This window comes from Flavobacterium sp. Root935 (assembly GCF_001429295.1).
GTDB lineage: Bacteria > Bacteroidota > Bacteroidia > Flavobacteriales > Flavobacteriaceae > Flavobacterium.
Genome location: NZ_LMJL01000012.1, coordinates 1,512,084 through 1,526,259, shown reverse-complemented (window position 1 = coordinate 1,526,259; position 14,176 = coordinate 1,512,084). Strand labels below are relative to the sequence as shown.

General features: G+C 35.9%; 10 protein-coding genes. All 10 read right to left on the bottom strand.

The features are described 5' to 3' along the window. Positions 1–15 precede the first annotated feature (15 nt). The 10 genes from ASE40_RS21335 to ASE40_RS21290 all read right to left on the bottom strand — a co-directional run bounded on the left by ASE40_RS21335 (position 16) and on the right by ASE40_RS21290 (position 14,173). Positions 16–771, bottom strand: coding sequence for an SDR family NAD(P)-dependent oxidoreductase (locus tag ASE40_RS21335; protein WP_057119647.1), 756 nt, complete (start codon positions 769–771; stop codon positions 16–18). A gap of 87 nt (positions 772–858) precedes the next feature. After that, complete coding sequence (locus ASE40_RS21330) at positions 859–2,019, bottom strand: MFS transporter (protein WP_057119646.1); 1,161 nt, start codon at positions 2,017–2,019, stop codon at positions 859–861. A 94-nt stretch (positions 2,020–2,113) separates the two neighbouring features. Then, positions 2,114–3,184 (bottom strand): Gfo/Idh/MocA family protein, encoded by a 1,071-nt coding sequence (locus ASE40_RS21325; protein WP_057119644.1) that lies wholly within the window; start codon positions 3,182–3,184, stop codon positions 2,114–2,116. A gap of 95 nt (positions 3,185–3,279) precedes the next feature. Next, entirely contained in the window at positions 3,280–4,020 is a 741-nt protein-coding gene (locus ASE40_RS21320; protein ID WP_057119897.1) for an SDR family NAD(P)-dependent oxidoreductase, read from the bottom strand. Between the two features lie 60 nt (positions 4,021–4,080). Further along, on the bottom strand, positions 4,081–4,659 hold the full coding sequence (locus ASE40_RS21315) for a TetR/AcrR family transcriptional regulator (protein ID WP_057119642.1): 579 nt from the start codon (positions 4,657–4,659) through the stop codon (positions 4,081–4,083). Positions 4,660–4,758: 99 nt separating this feature from the next. Continuing rightward, positions 4,759–5,283, bottom strand: coding sequence for a nuclear transport factor 2 family protein (locus tag ASE40_RS21310; RefSeq protein ID WP_057119640.1), 525 nt, complete (start codon positions 5,281–5,283; stop codon positions 4,759–4,761). Positions 5,284–6,147: 864 nt separating this feature from the next. Then, positions 6,148–7,122 carry a sigma 54-interacting transcriptional regulator gene (locus tag ASE40_RS22440; protein ID WP_241774404.1) on the bottom strand — a complete coding sequence of 325 codons (975 nt, stop codon included), beginning with the start codon at positions 7,120–7,122 and terminating at the stop codon, positions 6,148–6,150. A gap of 347 nt (positions 7,123–7,469) precedes the next feature. Beyond that, the gene (locus ASE40_RS21300) at positions 7,470–8,840 is read right to left on the bottom strand and encodes a sigma-54-dependent transcriptional regulator (RefSeq protein WP_057119895.1); all 1,371 of its coding nucleotides are present in this window, start codon (positions 8,838–8,840) and stop codon (positions 7,470–7,472) included. An 11-nt stretch (positions 8,841–8,851) separates the two neighbouring features. After that, positions 8,852–11,071: a sensor histidine kinase gene (locus tag ASE40_RS21295; RefSeq protein WP_057119636.1), complete on the bottom strand. Its 2,220-nt coding sequence runs from the start codon at positions 11,069–11,071 to the stop codon at positions 8,852–8,854. Positions 11,072–12,058: 987 nt separating this feature from the next. After that, a complete protein-coding gene (locus ASE40_RS21290; protein WP_057119633.1) occupies positions 12,059–14,173 on the bottom strand; it encodes a sigma 54-interacting transcriptional regulator in 2,115 nt (704 codons plus the stop codon). Positions 14,174–14,176 lie beyond the last annotated feature (3 nt).

Sequence of the window (14,176 nt, the reverse complement as noted above, 5' to 3'; positions counted from 1 at the left end):
TATAATCTCCTGCATTTACAATCCATAAATCCCTCCTGATACAGATATTCTTTCTCCTGTAATCCATCCGGCATCATCCGAAGCAAGAAATACAGCTACCTTTGCTATGTCATTAGGTTGACCGGTACGACCCAATGGCGTTTTGGAAACTAGCTCGGTTTCTGCCTCACTACCAATGAAACCAGCGCTGCGTGAGCCTTCGGTTTCTACAACACCAGGAAGTATAGAGTTTATACGAATGTTACGTCCTGAAAATTCTTTTGACAGTGCAACCGTTATGGCATCTAGTGCAGTTTTTGTGGCAGAATATATTGAACCGGTAGGCAGAGGAGCTTTACTAACTTCTGAACTGATATTAATGATATTTCCACCTTTATCTCCAAATAATTCCAATGCTCTCTGTGTAGTGAGGATAGAACCTAAAACATTGATGTCAAAAGACCTGCGGAATGTAGCTACCGAAATTTGCTCAATAGGCTCATAGATATACACACCAGCATTGTTTACCAAAATATCCAATGAGCCAAAAGCATTTTTAGTTTCCTCAAACAATCGGGCAACATCTGCTTCTTTCGATATATCTCCCTGAACTGCGATAGCCAAGCCCCCTTTGCTGATAATATTACTTACTACCTTCTCTGCGTCTTCTTTACTTGATGCGTAATTTATGACAACCTTTGCACCTTCTGCTGCAAAATGCTCGGCTATAGCTGCTCCAATTCCTTTTGAAGCTCCTGTAACTACAGCTACTTTGTTTTTTAGTTTGTTCATGCTTCTTGATTTTTTAAATTAATAATTACGGCTTGTCGTTTATTATGGTAAAAATCCTTTTCAATGCCAGTACTCTTCATCGTATCTTTATTTTTTTATACGTTCTTCAAAAGATCTCCAGGTAATAAATACTAATGCAAGTACTCCAAAAGCAGCTCCTATCCATGGAGCAATTGCACCTCCCTGTTTTCCTATAAACCAGCCGCTAACGCCTGCACCCAATGCTACGCCCAGGTTTCCGGTAGATAACTGTAAGCTGTTTGCAAATTCTTTGGCATCCGGAGCAGCGGAAATAACATATGAAAGTGCAGTCAGAAAACAAGGACCGTACATGATACCCCAAAAGCCAACAATAAATGCTACTGACCGTAATGACGAGTCGCTGTAGGTTAAGAGAAAAGGCAGTAATATGGTTCCTAAAAGAAAAAAAACAGTAGTTTTAACCAAACTTTTTCCTAGCAACCTCCCTGCAACGTAGTTGGATACGACGCCCATCACTCCGAATAAAAGAAGCATATAGCTGATTTCCTTTTCATTCAAGCTTTTAACTTTAGAAAGGTACTCTGCAAAATAGCTGTAAGTGCTAAACCAGGCAGCTATAATCAGGCAATTTGCAATAATGCTGAGCATAAAATTCTTACGCTTCAAAACATCACCTGCCTGTCCTTTAAAAACCTTCCTGTCCTTTGCAGGTATAGCCGGAAGTATTGCATAGATACTAACCATTGTAATCAGGCTGATGATTCCCTGAATTACATATGACCACTGCCATCCGTAAATTCCAGCTATATAAGTTGAAAATGGTATTACGGTTACTTGGGCTATTGCAATACCACCAATTACGATACTCATTAATCGATGCTGCATTTTCTCAGTTACACCTTCTATGGCAATGGATACTGCTATGGATACAAATACTGGCTGTAGGAATGCGGGCAAAATTCGGAGTACCAAAAGGAACCCATAAGGTGGTGCTAATGCCGATAGGAAATTGCTAAGCACAAATAAGAGAATAGCTAGTAACATCAAACTCCTTCTGTCAAAATGTGCTGTTTTTAACACGATTAAAGGTCCTGTTAAAGCGATAACCAGTGCGAAAGCACTCAGCAGATAGCCTGCATCGTCTATTTTTATAGTGTAATGATCTGCAATTTGTGGAAGTATACCTACAATACCAAACTCAGTGCTTAGGATACCTATTAAACCCAGGCAACCTATATACGCAGCCTTCTTGTTTATCATGTTCATTAATTAAACCTTTCGTTCCAAATTGTAATAAAAAAATGTATTGTTATCGTAAAATGATCTGATACTTTGTCGTCATAGTGGACTGTTGGTTATACTATAAGATCTTATCGATCCAATTGTGCCAAGCTAGACCATCACTAAAACTTGGAGCTCTACGAGATCCTGTCCTGATGTCTTCAGCAATTAACAGATACAGATGTGCGATGTTTCTGGACCCTGCGAATGCCGGCCATCTTTCAAATAATGTTTGAGGTAGTTCTAATCGTTTCATTCCATCGCTGTCAGTTGCTTTAGCCGCCGATATAGAAAGCTGTGCGAGCTCTCCGTAACCGCTATCTCCTGTCACTTGTATGTCTCCCTCAGTTCCGTTGATTTCCCAAAGTAAATTAGTGGCTTTTGAGACACCTCCGCGATAATGGACTACCAATGCTGCACCACTCTTTAACCTGCCGTGCAACATAATCTGATCTTCAGTAGTCTTTGCTTTGAACTCGCCTGTCTCTTGAATTCTTACTTCAGAAAAATTGCTAAACGTATTTGCTGATATGCTGTCAATTTCCCCTAACACTTCGGTAACTCCTACCAAAGTATGAACTACAGGAATCTCCAGCATAGAAGCACCATTTGTTTTGTCAAACAGATAATAGTGTTCTGAAATAGCTTCGCTGCCCCAATTTCCTCCGCTACCTATCAGTGTGGTAGAGAGCACTTTTCCTATGTATCCATCTTCAATCAATTTTTTTAGATAGGTTATTTCAGGGGCATACCGCATCTGTGTTCCTATTGCAGCAACTACATTTGCTTCGTTTGCTAATGCTTTCAACTCTTTTGCTTCATCCAGCCCATTTGCCAAAGGCCATTCGCAATACACATTTTTTCCTGCAAGCAATGCTGCTTTTACCACTTTATGATGATCTGGTACTTTAATAGTTATTACAACCAAGTCAACTTCGGGTGATGCTAGCAATTCTTGGTAATCTTTAAACGCATATTTTAAGTTCAAGGCCTCAGCAGTTTTCTTAGCACTTTCATAACTGTTGTTGGCAACCCCAATAATCTGGAAGTCTCCCGACAGAGATTTTAGTGCTGGAAGATGTGCTGTGGCAGCCCAACCGAAATTTGGGTTTAGGCCTATAAAACCCACTCTTATCTTATGGTAAGTCATAATCGTTGTTTTTCAATTTGTTTACTCCCTGCGTGAAATGCTTTAGTCAAACCTATCCGACTTAAATCAATCGTTTCATTTATTGCCAAAAAAAATCAGGCATTCATTCCACCATCTATGGTTATAATAGAACCGGTAATGTACTTGGCTTCTTCTGATGCCAAAAACGTAACCAAAGCCGCAATATCCTTTGTTTCACCGTGCTTTTGAATAGCCATCCTGCTGCGTATAAAATCGCCAGATGGTGCATTCGCGGGGTTCATATCGGTATCAGTAGGGCCGGGCTGAACAAGGTTAACCGTAATTTCTTTTTCTCCTAGATCTCTTGCTAGTCCTTTGGTTAATCCCTGCAATGCTGATTTACTTGCAGTATATAGGGTCATGTCCTTGCCAAAAGCGTTATCGGCCAGGTTACTTCCCGTAGTAATTATGCGTCCTCCTTTTGGTAGATAAGGCAAGGCGAAAAGTATGGTTGAAAAGACACCCTTGAAATTGATGTCCATAATCCAGTTGAAATCTTCAATCGATAATTCTGAAAAATTCTTGTATAGAAATACTCCAGCATTATTTACAAGAATGTCAATGGTACCGTATTGTTTTCCTATTTTTTCGATTTCTAATTTTGACTGCTTGGTATCTGCAACATTTAAATGAATAGCACTTACGCTTTTTCCTTCCTGTTCCAGCTGAGAAGCTAATGCTTTTGCTTTTTCCTCCGAAGAACTGTAGGTAAATATTACGTGATAACCTTCGTTGGCCAGCCCTCTAACAATTGCTGCTCCAATACCTTTTCCACCGCCTGTAACTAAGGCTGTTTTCTTTTTTAAATTATTCATTGTTCTCATAATTATTTTAATTTATATTAAACCAATCGTTCCATTTATAGGTAAAAAAAACTACTTTGTAATGGTTTCTAATAAAATATCGGCCATTTGCCTAGTGAGTTTAGGATCAGAAAATAGTTGTTGAGTGTACCAAATAGAAGTAATACTGATCATGATAAAATGAGCCCAAGCCTTTGGGTCTTTATCAATTGGTAGTGTACCGTTTTCTTTTGCTTTATGCAATAGCTCCTCCATGATTTCCAAATTCCATACAGTTTGCCGGTGTAAAATTCTTTTTACTTCCTCATCTATTCTTGCTAGTTCAAAAGTTGAATTTACAACCAAACACGTTTTATCATCATTCAGGATTACATCAAGTACTGCAAGTACCATATTTTTAACTGCCGTCAAGGGGTCTTCGTTACTGCCTGCTGCCTCTCTATATTCTTTCCCTTTCAGCTTATTGTAGCTGTTCAAACATTTAATAAAAAGATCGTGCTTATTGCCATATGTAAGATACAAACTACTCCTGTTGATTTTGAGCGCATCTACCAAATCATTCATAGAAGTAGCATTGTACCCTTTTTTCCAAAAAAGGTCTCGTGCTGTAATCAACTTTTCATCGTAATCAAATTCTTTCTGTCTTGACATAATAGTGCAAATATAAAAAATTTAAAACCTTCGTTCTGCTAAAACTAGGTTAGTTTATGACGATTTAAAATTAAGATTTTTTATTAATCTATGATTTTATTACAATTTGGGCTTAGTACCTTTTACTTTTTCTGCAACATCAAAAGAATCTTCTAAGAAATAGTAGCTTTTGATTTGGCCATTTTCCACAATGATGTTCATGCTAAAATCTGAGTCTATAAGTTTATTGTTCCCTAAATAACGTGACTTTAGATGACCAAGAACCACTACTCTGTTGCCTTTTGATAGCATATCGGTGATCACTAGGCTTTCAGACTTGATATTTTTCCATAATACCTTATAGTGTGCAGCTATGTCAGCACGTCCGACCCTTTTACCAATCCATGGTATGTTTTTTGTGTCGCCAGGAATCCACATCACTGCATCTTCAGCCCAGAAACTTGCCAGTTCTTCAGCAGATGCTCCAGCTTGGAATCTAGAGAACCAGCGATTTATCGTTTCAATCGGATCTTCTCCGACTTTTGATGCTGAAGTTGCTGTTACTTGCGTTTGGCCTGTTTGAGCATTCATAACGGAAGTTGACATTAACAACCCCATGCCTAAAATAAAAATTGCTGTTTTCATTTTTTAATAGATAATTTAAGTCAATTAAAATTTAATTATGGTCAAGAAGGACATGTGCACCAACAAAAAAAATCTTCCGAAGTTGAAAGTTTTTGTTAATATCAAATTCTCTTGTCCGTATTTAATGATGCAAATGTATACAATTAAACCGATCGTTCCAAATGAAATTTTAATTATTTTGAATACTACTTAGTATAGGACGATTAGCATATAAAAGTTGAAAGGCAATTTGGCTATTCTCACATTGTTAAAATTGGAAACGACTTCAAAATATCGAGAACCGTTAGTGTGGACGATAACGGCACTTTGACAGCTGACGGAAATATATAACTGCAAATCAAAGATTCCTATGCCGATCTGGAAAAAGTAGTAAGAAAGTACGGCTATACTTTCGATGATGTCATTGTTGAAAACCTATAAGCAACCAGTATACCGACTTCATCAAAGTTTCAGGATATCGCAATTCAATTTACAAAACACAGTTTCCTACAGGAACATGGATTGAAGTCAAAGGTTTAGCTTTGCTTGGACAATTAATTGAAATCGATATGGAAGCGCATAAACGGATTACCATTAACTTACATTAGGATATTCAGTTTTGAGATACAAAACATTTGAGTTGTAGGTAAAATTGCACCGTCTGAGTACCGAGTTTTTACAATCCTTGACCTTTGCTGAAAAAAATGCGCTGAATGATTGACGGATTACAATCTTGAAAATGAGGCAGTTATTTTTCTAAGAAAGATAATGCCTTTTTTTATTCAGAGCCTTTCTAATCTTGAATTAGGGTTGTGGAAGGAAGCTGAAGCAGAGCAGCGGCGCCAGCATCTCCTGATATTTTTCCTTTGCAAAATTTCAGTACTCTCACAAGATAATCTTTTTCAAACTCACGCCATGATTTGATAACTGTATTATGATCTGTGCAGTAGGTACTTTATTCTTATACGATAAAACTGTTATCTCCTCAATTCTTTTATCGTTGGATAAAAGTACCGTTCGCTCTATGGCATGTTCAAGTTCACGAACTTTACCGGGCCAGCTATGCATCTCCAGGCCTGTAAAACTGCCTTTTTCGTGGCCAAACAATTCGCTTTCCAATAAATTTTCAGGAATCGTAGCACAGTTTACCTTTACCATTTTTTTATTTTTTCTATTCGATTTTTCATGTATGCCCTTTACAGCAAGCTCTTTACCAGTGCCGCTTTCGCCTAATATAAGGACGCCAGTATCACTTTCACTGGCTACACTTATAAGCCTGCGTAGCTGTTGTATTAATTGACTGCTCCCTATGATGCGGATACTATGGTTTAGTATTGAGATTTTTTCGTCTTGACATATCTGATTGTTTTGGCTATGAAGCGGAACGCGCTTCTCCATTAAAAATATATTGGTAAGGGTTATGTTAAGCTGACTGTAAAGTTGTCTTACAAGTCTTAAATCTTCCCGTTGTGGTTTATCATTCCTACGATATCCAATGCACAGCACTGCCTGAAAACGCTTTAAAGAGATGCTGTAAAATAGGGTTTTCTTTACAGCCTTTTTATAACCTTCAGCGAATACAGTTTGGAGGCTTGCTTTTTGGATTTTGCCTTTGGGAATAAGTAAGGGTTCAGGTGAATTTAATACCTCTTTCAAAAAAGCATTTTTTATAATTTCGTCTTTGAACTTCAAAAATACATTGCTGTCACTATTATAAAAAGAAATGAAACCTTCTTTTGATTCCTGATAAAGGAATATCGAGAAGTAGTGGCAACCGAGTTTTGGTAGTATTACACTTTGTACCACCTTGTCGAGAGCATCCCTGTTTTCGACAGCGGCAAAACTTTCACATAATGACAACAATAGGGGGTGTTCCTGTTCGCGTTGGATGATCCTTTCAATAATCTAATTATATCTGGACTTTGGGACATACAAGTAAACTGTTTATACTTTGAAAATAAGCGTTTTGTATAAATTATTAGTTACTCACTGCTTGCTATTCCCCAAGTAGTAGATGATAATTCTAAAAATGTTTTAAAACTTTCTTATTACTTAAAGGCGAAGCAGTTGTACTATGTGCGTATTGTACTTTACAAAATTAGCGTATGTACTAATATCGATCTGTAAGGCCTGTAGCCATAGATGTTAAGGTCCCATTTTTATACATACAAGCATTTTTCCGTTGGTGCTATTATGGTTTCAGATTATTAGTAATACTCTTGTTGAATTCCAAGTTTCTTTATTTTTGAAAACAGTGTAGTAGGAGGTATTTTAAGAATTTCTGCGGCGCCTCCCGAACCAAAAACCTTCCCACCACTTGCTTGTAACGCCTGCATAATGTGTTTGCGTTCCATCTCTTCAAGTGATTGCAGTTCGCCTGAAGCATCTTCTAAAATAGTGCTGGAGTTTGTCGGTAACTCTATAGCATCTATGTATAATCCTTCAGCTAAAAGAGCACTACGTTGTATAAGATGTTCAAGTTCACGGATATTACCCGGCCAACTGTAGTGCAGCAGCTGCTGCTGTGCCGTGCTGCTAAAACCTGTAATTTTCTTATTATTACTCGACTCATTAAATTTAAGAAGAAAATGATTGGCAAGCATTAAGATGTCTTCTTTTCTTTTTTTTAAAGTAGGAAGCTCAATAGGGAATACATTGAGCCTGTAATAGAGATCGAGGCGGAAGCGACCTTCAGCCACTTCTTTTTCAAGGATGCGGTTTGTAGCGGCTATGATGCGTACATCAACTTTAATGGTATGGCTACCGCCAATACGTTCGATTTCCTTTTCCTGTAGCACGCGTAGCAGTTTTACCTGTGCATCGAGTGGCAGTTCGCCAATTTCATCAAGAAATAGTGTCCCACCGTGTGCCTGCTCAAATTTTCCTGCTCGCATGGCATTAGCTCCTGTGAAAGCTCCTTTTTCGTATCCGAACAGTTCTGACTCTACTAATGATAATGGTAAAGCGGCGCAGTTCACCACGACTAGCGATTTGTTTTTTCGAAGGGAGTTGTTATGTATGGCATGAGCAATACCTTCTTTACCAGTACCGCTTTCTCCAGTTATCAGTACCGATGTAGTACCAGCAGCAACAAGCTTTACTTTATTTAAAACATCTTTGAATATTGGTGTTTGCCCGACAATCTCATCAAAGTTTGAAATATTTGATGCTGTTTGTTTAGCTTGCAACTCTTGCGATTTTTCAATACTATATTTGTATCTTGCAATATCGAGCATCACTAATAGGTCTTTTTCCCTGAAAGGCTTTATCATAAACCCATATGGTTGCGTTTTCTTGACAGCCGCCATAACGCTTTGGTTGGTATTTGCAGAAATAAAAAGGAAAGGTATTTTAGCTTCTACAAGTTCTTCTGCTAAATCTATACCTGTTTCATTGCCTTTTAATATAATATCCAGCAGAACCCAATCTGGCTTTTTAGTATCTATCATGGTTCTTGCCTGTGCGACAGAAGATGCTATTCCAACCACATTATAATTGTCCTTTTTTAAAAGTATTTTCAGGTTATTGGCAACTATGAACTCGTCTTCTACGATAAGGATTTTTTCTTTTGTGTTCATCATCAATTCTCTTAAAGATCAGCTATTCTTTTAATAAATATTATCGTAATGGCAACACCATTATCGGTGGTAATGTCAAATGTTCCGTCCAGTTGTTCTGTCAGCCCTGTGATCAGATCCATACCCAGAGAATTCATTTCCGTCAGCTGAAATCCATCGGGTAGGCCTATACCATTATCTTTGATTTGAAGTAGGAAAGTGTTTTGTTGAGTTTCTATAAATTTGATGTTGATGATTCCTTTTCTCTCTGGGAAGGCATATTTTATGGCATTACTTACGGCCTCATTGAGGATAAGCCCAAGAGGAACAGCCTGTGCGACATCCAATTCTAGAGATTGGGTATCGAGCTCAAATCGAACTCTATTGTCATTATCGAAACTTTCCTTGAGATAACAGGTGAGTTCCTGAATATACCATGACATATTGATACTCGAAAGGTTGTCTGTCTGATATAATTTTTGATGAATTAGAGACATTGCTTGCATTCTGTTTTGGCTTTTTTGAATAGCCTGTAATGCATCCTCATTTTCAAGATAGGCTGACTGTGTATTTAAAAGGCTTATCACAATCTGCAGGTTATTTTTGACCCTGTGGTGAATCTCTTTAAGCAACCATTCTTTTTCTTTCAACAGATTGCTCAGCTTTTTGTTCTTGATGTTAATCTCTTCTTGCTGCGCCTCTAGTACAGTGTTATTTTTTCTTTTAATACAATACCTGTTATATAGTAGGGCTAAAATGATGAAAGTCACCGCAAGGCTCGCTATAAAAATATAGCGTATAACCACTTCGTTTTTAAGTTTTGTATTTTGCAGCTCGCTTTGTTGTTTTAGGAACTTGATATTCTTATCTTTCTTTTCTGTTTCATATTTAAGCTGTAAATCAGAAAACTGCTTAGAATTGTTAATATTAAAGAGTGAATCGTTAAGCTTTTGCTGATTTTTGAGATGCTTGATAGCACCGAGATAATTACCTGTGGCTGAATCAGATTCAAAATGTGTTAGTTCCAATTGTGCTAGGTTGAAAATGTCGTTGTTTTTTTTTGCTAATTCCTTTAGTTTATCAATGTACATATAGGTTTCATTCGCGTGACCTGTTTTAATTAAATAATTAATTAAAGCATAGTACATTTTTTCTTGTTGAATATTATCTTTTTTTTCAAGGGTATTTCTACATTTTAATAATTTTTCATAATAAGGTTTGGCTTTATGGTACTCTTTTAATTTACAATATATTAGTATGTATAAGGAAGTATAGCCAACTTCACAATCATTGGTATGATAGTAATTGAAACCATTGTCAAGTATTTCAAGTGCCTCGGTGATTTTTCCTCTTTTGTAGAGGCTCCTGGCAGTATTTATTGTTATAGCAGTTACGCCCTCTCTATCATTATTTTCTTGTGATATGGCTATTGCTTTTTTATAATATACAGTTGATTTGTCGTAAAATTTAAGTTCTGAGTAAATGGTGCCTATAAGGTCATAGATAAGACTTTTCCATAATCCATTCGCTTTCATGATTTCGGCAGTTTTCTCAGCATTTAGGGCATAGGATAGTGCTTTTTCATAACTGCCTTGAACTCTGTAACCTATTGCAAGCATCGTATATTCCTGATAGAGGTCATTACTTAGCAATCTTTTTTTGATTTCAATACTTTTATAGGCATATTTTATGGATGCGGCAGAATTATTGATACTGTTAAATAGTACAGATAATTCATAGTATATTTTAGCTTCATTTTTATAGTCATCTGTCTCTTTGTATAGGGAAGCAGCATGGGAAAGAAATTTAATCTTATTAAGGTTGTCAGCTTCTACAGAAGTATGTGCAAAAGAGGTGTAAATGGCTGCTTCTTCTTTTTTTAGATTATATTTTTGAGCATAGTTTAGGGTCTTATTAAAAAGCTCATTTCCTTTTGCTGTATTTCCTCTTTTTATTGCAATCTCGCCGGCAAGTAACATACTTTGGGCGATATTGTTTCGAAGGTCATATTTCCTACTAATATCAATCGACTTTGTATTAAGTAGGGCTGCACTGTCAATATCTGTTTTGCTACCATTATTTTTGTCCAGATAGTATTGCACCGCTTTTAGCAGGTTTTTGGCTTTTTGCTCATTATCTTCTCCTGTTTTAAGTTTTTTTAAGAGCATTTGCATTTTGGCCTTATCCGTTTGCTGGCAGACGGATTTTATAGGAAGCACTAAAATGAGTATAAGCAAAATTCTATATACCATTACAAACTGAAATTAATTATTGTTTTTTAGATTTGTGGCAACATAATAGCAGTACTAGTGTGTCAACAGGTCGCGCTTTTAGTTCATAATTCTTATTACAAAATCCACTGGTTTATAAAAATCTGTAAAAATAGTAGCTTCAGCTTGCAATGACATTTTAAGATTTAAACGACTAAAAAAAAAATAGTTATAAGATAAACTTAATATCCTATGCGGTCTTGTCTACTATTTGTTAGAAGCATTTCAGGAATGTGGTAAGCTATGCCGAACACTTTGCTTTAAGAATTCTTAAGGTAAAGAGTAAAATTGGCAGTCATTACACAACTTTACTCTATTCATTGATAGTTCTGTTAAAAAAATAACCGTCAATATCTAAAGTCAGTAGAAGCAAGGCTTTTGTCCGCTGCAAAACTTTTTTTAATTTTTTTATAGTTACTCTACGCATGAAATGGCAATAATAAAAACGATAAAGATAATTATTTTTACGTTCTTGTATTTCTAGATCATTATGATTGAATTACTTTTAAGTTCCTGACTAAATAGAAAATAAAAGATATTAATTGATGGGATAGCTATAAATCAATGCCTTAGTCCTTTATGCCAATACGAAAAAAGGTCTAGCAAGATTTGTTCGCTTCTCTAATACTCTATTATTTCGAGTAGTTTTCCAAACTAAAAATTCAGAGGTTTATAATTCTTCTAATGAGCTCGACGCTTGAAATGCGATGTGACTTTTACTCAAACAGTTTCTTTCATAATGATTTGCTAGATTAATATGTACTACTTTTGGCTATTTTTATTTATGTATCTATTGCTATTTCTATACCGTTTTCATATGTTGTTAATATTTATTTACTTATGATTTTTTTAATCGCATTTACTTACGATATATCGTAAATTTATGAATATGAAGATAAATGAAGTATTGAAAACTGGATTTTATAGTCTGAAAAAATTTTTTCAGCTTTTTATTGTTTGTTGAAATCCTTACGACTTTAATCTGATCTCTTTCTCAATACCTAATCTTTTCATTTTGGCAAATAGCGTTTTATCTTTCATGTCAAGAATTTTTGCCGCACCATTTTGTCCGCTTACGCGCCAGTTTGTATGGTCAAGTACCGCTACAATATAATCCTTTTGGTATTCTTCAAAAGATTTAAAGTCTTCAGTAGCCGCAGTGATTTCTCGCTTAGGTAGCCAACTACCTGGTCCCAAAGTTGACCCATTCTCAACAATAACGGCACGTTCAATTAAATTTTCCAATTCCCTAATATTACCTGGAAAATTATAATTGATCAAGGCTTCAATAGTTTCTTTGGCTAACCGCTTAAAATTCTTACCGGCTGTAACTGAAAATTTTTCTAAAAAATATTGAGCCAGGATAGGAATGTCCTCTTTTCTAGCCCGCAATGGAATATTGTGAATAGGAAATACATTCAATCGATAGTAAAGATCTTCTCTAAACTTACCTTCACGCATCATTTCCTTCAAATCTCTATTCGTTGCAGCAATAACTCGAACATTTACTTTTATTGTTTTAGTTCCTCCTAGTTCATCATATTCACCTTCCTGCAATACTCTTAAAAGTTTCGATTGAAGCTCCACTGGTAGTTCTCCTATTTCATCAAGAAAAATTGTTCCGCCGTCTGCTAATGTAAATTTTCCAAGCTTATCAGTGACTGCCCCTGTAAAAGCACCTTTCTTATGACCAAACAATTCGCTCTCTATAAGTTCTTTTGGCAAGGTGGCGCAATTAATTTTTATTAGTGGGCGGTTCTTTCTTGCGCTATTGAGGTGTACAGCACGAGCTAATAATTCCTTTCCAGTTCCTGATTCACCTGTAATTAGTACCGTAGAATCTGTGGGAGCCACTTTGTCTACTTCGATAAGTATTTTTTTATAGGCCTCACTTTTACATATTATGTTACCGAAATTGATTTCTTTACTTATTTCTTCCTGCAGGTATTCATTTTCATCTTCAAGACGATCTTTTAAAAGTTTGATTTCCTCCAAAGCCTCATGCAATTTGAAGTCGACCTTTTTTTTATCGGTAATATCTCGTACAACAGAACATACGTAATTTTCTTCTTTATATATTAGATGATTAGAAATTATTTCCACAGGGAATTCAGGCTCATTTTTTCTTTCAATAGACCAGTCAAATCGTTGATATCCCGTTTGTATAATATTTTCAAAATGAGCGTCGTAAAAGTCTGGTGCAACTTGTGTATCCAAGTCGAACATGCTCATCTGATCCAATTCTTTTTTACTAAATCCTAGTTTATCAATCAAAGATTTACTATAGTACAAAATGTCTCCTTTTATGTTGTAGACATAAATTAAATCTTGCACATTGTCAATAATGGCCTTGTAAAGTGATAAATTACTTTCTTTTTGTTTTAGCTCGGTAACATCTTGATAAATACCCAATACTTTATAAATTTTATCACCCTTCAAAATAGGTTTTGCTATAGCTCTGATATATTTCGGCGGTGAATTCTTGGTCTCAAATATTTCATCGAAAGAATGGCCATTCCTTATTACTTTTCCAAGCAAGGACTTTAGCTTTTCACCATCTTTAAATTTATGAATTATTTTCGGGGGAGTTAACTCTTGTGAGTCATTAGTTTCAAAGATATTTAAAGCATCAGTAGTGGCTAAAATAGAACCATCTTGTAAGTTCAATTCCCAGCCTCCCAAATTTGCAATCTTTTGGGTATTTTCAATTAACTTTTTATAAAAACTTGATTCTAAAATGTCATTTGCAATGGCACAAATAAATTTTTTTTCATTATAAGAAAAAGACTGTGCAAAAACTTCTACATCATAAAATTTGCCTAGCTTAGTTTTATGAGTTGCAATAAAACGAACAGCTCCCGTTTCATGAACTTCATCCCAATGATTCTTCCAGCTTTCAGGTGTGACGGTAACATTTATATCTGGGATTGATAGGTTTTCGCATTCTTTTTTACTGTATCCGATCGTTTTGCGAAATTTTTCATTAGCATAAATTAATTTGCCATTAATGTCTACCCAAACCATCTCAAAAGGTAACTGCTCTATCAGTCTACCCATTATGCCTAATTGATCACTCTTTTCCATTTT

Bases quoted from the DNA above. Each gene is read 5' to 3' on its own strand.
- ASE40_RS21335 (WP_057119647.1), bottom strand. From the start codon at position 771: ATGAACAAACTAAAAAACAAAGTAGCTGTAGTTACAGGAGCTTCAAAA.
- ASE40_RS21330 (WP_057119646.1), bottom strand. From the start codon at position 2,019: ATGAACATGATAAACAAGAAGGCTGCGTATATAGGTTGCCTGGGTTTA.
- ASE40_RS21325 (WP_057119644.1), bottom strand. From the start codon at position 3,184: ATGACTTACCATAAGATAAGAGTGGGTTTTATAGGCCTAAACCCAAAT.
- ASE40_RS21320 (WP_057119897.1), bottom strand. From the start codon at position 4,020: ATGAATAATTTAAAAAAGAAAACAGCCTTAGTTACAGGCGGTGGAAAA.
- ASE40_RS21315 (WP_057119642.1), bottom strand. From the start codon at position 4,659: ATGTCAAGACAGAAAGAATTTGATTACGATGAAAAGTTGATTACAGCA.
- ASE40_RS21310 (WP_057119640.1), bottom strand. From the start codon at position 5,283: ATGAAAACAGCAATTTTTATTTTAGGCATGGGGTTGTTAATGTCAACT.
- ASE40_RS21300 (WP_057119895.1), bottom strand. From the start codon at position 8,840: ATGAACACAAAAGAAAAAATCCTTATCGTAGAAGACGAGTTCATAGTT.
- ASE40_RS21295 (WP_057119636.1), bottom strand. From the start codon at position 11,071: ATGGTATATAGAATTTTGCTTATACTCATTTTAGTGCTTCCTATAAAA.
- ASE40_RS21290 (WP_057119633.1), bottom strand. From the start codon at position 14,173: ATGGAAAAGAGTGATCAATTAGGCATAATGGGTAGACTGATAGAGCAG.